3 protein-coding genes are annotated in these 3,048 nt (G+C 60.0%); 2 read left to right on the top strand and 1 reads right to left on the bottom strand.

Annotated elements, in window-relative coordinates; all coding sequences use genetic code 11:
* Positions 1-515: amidase family protein (locus tag VGP39_RS00265; protein WP_327566110.1), on the bottom strand; the 515-nt coding region annotated here is incomplete at its 3' end.
* A gap of 388 nt (positions 516-903) precedes the next feature.
* Here VGP39_RS00265 and tcuA point away from each other — a divergent pair.
* Together tcuA and tcuB are read left to right on the top strand one after the other, a co-directional pair.
* Complete coding sequence (tcuA, locus tag VGP39_RS00260) at positions 904-2,346, top strand: FAD-dependent tricarballylate dehydrogenase TcuA (RefSeq protein WP_327566111.1); 1,443 nt, start codon at positions 904-906, stop codon at positions 2,344-2,346.
* On the top strand, positions 2,333-3,048 hold a 716-nt coding region (tcuB, locus tag VGP39_RS00255; RefSeq protein ID WP_327566109.1), incomplete at its 3' end, for a tricarballylate utilization 4Fe-4S protein TcuB. The genes tcuA and tcuB, both read left to right, overlap by 14 nt.

The following is a 3,048-nucleotide window of genomic DNA, read 5'->3' as shown; positions in this document are numbered from 1 at the left end:
CCGGTTTGCGTTCCGAATGCGACAGGCACCATGTAGTCGGCGACGGCGGCAGCGGATCCGCTCGATGATCCGCCAGGCGTGTGGTCCGGCGCCAACGGATGGGTCGTTGCCCCAGGCGATACGCCCGCGAACTCGGCAGTTACAGTCTTGCCGAGAATAACCGCGCCCGCGGCACGCAGCACAGCAACGCAAGCGGCGTCGGCGCGGGGGCGGTAACCGTCATAGATCGGCGAGCCCATGCCGGTGGGCATGTCGGATACATCGATGACGTCCTTCACCGCAATCGGGATGCCATGAAGGGGTCCCGTCGATAACACGGCGTCGCGGGCCCGCGCCTGCTGGATCGCCTGCTCCGGATCGAGATAGGACCATGCGCGAAGCACCGGTTCACGCAGCGCAATACGATGGAGGCAAGCCTGAACAAGTTCCGCCGACGACAATCGGCCCGCCGCGATCAGCGCCGCCGCCTCAGTTGCAGTAAGGCTCGCCGGGCCTGCAATCGTCTTTGATTCCATCACGCGATCTCGCGACGTCCGTACGGTAGACTGATCCAATGTTCTAAAAACAGTGTTCGTAGCACTTTTGGTACAAAGCAAGCATTTTTTTGGTATTATACTCGAATTTTGCCATAGATCATAATTCTGAAACGTCCATACCAGCCCTCTTGCATCGACAGATTTTTAAAAAATAAGTCTTATTTCATTAGCTTAGGACCAAGGTCTGCTTTCGCGGCAGCACGCCCCAGCCTCGATACAGGATCCCGGCGATTTGTAACATTTTTTGTACTTTCGCCTTTACACAGCTTTTAAAGGAGGTCTATTGAGTAGGCAAGATCGCCTTTGCGAGGCGTTAGCCATTTATGGGTACGGCCCGCGACGAAGGTTGACGGAAGTGCTGGGAGACATGAGTTCCGAAGTTTCGGTTTCCAATCCGGCCCCCGAGCCGCATGTGCTCTTTGAACCCAAACGTTACGACGTGTTGGTAGTTGGCGGCGGCAATGCCGCGCTATGCGCGGCGATCAGCGCGCGGCGATCTGGTGCGTCGGTGCTGGTGCTCGAAGCTGCGCCGCAATTCTATCGTGGCGGGAATACACGGCATACCCGCAACATGCGATGCGCGCACGATCAGGCCACGGAGATTCTCACCGGCCCCTATACCGAGGATGAATTCTGGGAAGACCTAAAGCGGGTCACGCTGGGCCGCACCGACGAAGAACTGGCGCGTTTCATGATCACCGAATCCAAGGAGATTTTGACCTGGATCGTCGACCAGGGCGTGCGTTTTCAGCCATCGCTCGGCGGCACGCTGTCGCTTGGCCGGACCAATTCGTTTTTCCTGGGCGGCGGCCGCGCCATGCTGAACGCGCTGTATCTCACGGCCGACAGACTAGGGGTAGATGTCCGCTACGATGCAGAAGTCATCGAACTCGAGATCGAAGACGGCATGTTCCTGTCGGCGACTGTGAAGGAAGTGCCGGGGACAAGACGCATTCGCGCAGCGTCGCTGGTGGCGGCGTCTGGCGGCTTCGAGGCCAACATCGAATGGCTGAAGGAGGGCTGGGGCGATGTCGCCGAGAACTTCCTGATTCGCGGCACTAGGTATAACCGCGGCACTGTGCTGCGGATGCTGATCGAAAATCGGGTGACACAGATCGGTGATGTCACGCAGTGCCATGCAGTGGCGATCGACGCCCGCGCGCCAAAATTCGACGGCGGCATCATCACCCGGCTCGACTGCGTAATCTATGGCATCGTCGTGAACAAGAATTGCGAGCGCTTTTACGACGAGGGCGAGGACATCTGGCCGAAGCGCTACGCGATTTGGGGACGTCTGGTTGCCGCGCAGCCAGACCAGATCGCCTACATCATTTTCGACTCGCATTCGCTCGAGCTGTTCATGCCGTCGCTGTTTCCCCCAATCAAGGCCGACAGTATCGGCGAACTAGCGACGCTGCTCAATCTCGATCCGGCAAAGCTCGCCGGGACGGTTACAGCCTTCAACAACGCCGTGCAGCCCGGCACGTTCGACCCGCTCAATCTCGACGACTGCCAGACCGCCGGCCTCACCCCGCCAAAGACTCACTGGGCACGACGCATTGAGGCTGGGCCCTTCTATGCCTATCCGGTCAGACCCGGCATCACGTTCACCTATCTCGGCGTCAAGGTGAACAGGGAGGCGCGGATGATCATGGCCGACGGGCGCCCTGCCGTGAACATGTTCGCCGCCGGCGAGATCATGGCTGGCAATGTGCTGGGCCAGGGATATGCGGCCGGCATCGGTATGACTATCGGCAGCGTGTTTGGTCGCGCCGCGGGACGAGGAGCTGCCAGGTATGCACGCAACTAGCGCACTGACCGAAGCCGATCGGCTGATGACGGTCTGCAATTCCTGCCGCTATTGCGAGGGCATATGCGCGGTCTTCCCGGCGATGGAGATGCGGCGCGCATTCAGCGACGGCGATCTCAATTACCTCGCCAATCTGTGCCACGGCTGTGGCGCCTGTTACTTCGATTGCCAATTCTCGCCGCCGCACAAGTTCAACGTCAACGTTCCCAGGGTTCTGGCGCAGGTCCGCACCGAATCTTACGAGGCCTATGCGTGGCCACCACTGATGGCTGGCACGTTCCAGCGCAACGGCCTCGTGATCGCCGTTGTCACCGCACTGAGCATTGCCGCGTTCATCATCGGCTTTGCCGTACATCACGACCCCTCAGTTCTGATCGGCGTCCACACAGGCCCCGGCGCCTTCTACAAACTGATGCCTCACAACACGATGGCCGTACTCTTCGGTCTCGCCTTGCTCTACGCGCTGGTCGCTATATCAATCGGCGTGCGAAGCTTCTGGCACGATATCGGCGAACCTGTGGGCACCCTCGCCAAGGGCTCGTCGATCTGGCAGGCCGTCAAGGACGCCGCGACGCTGCGCTATCTCGACGGCGGCGGAGTCGGCTGCATGAGCGAGGACGAAAAGCCGACCGACCGCCGGCGGCTGTATCATCATTTCACATTCTACGGCTTCGCCCTGTGCTTCGCGGCGACATCGGTTGC

This window comes from Bradyrhizobium sp. (assembly GCF_036009065.1).
Classification (GTDB): Bacteria; Pseudomonadota; Alphaproteobacteria; order Rhizobiales; family Xanthobacteraceae; genus Bradyrhizobium.
The sequence above is the reverse complement of the archived record's forward strand: the minus strand, read 5'-3'. Positions and strand labels throughout refer to the sequence as shown.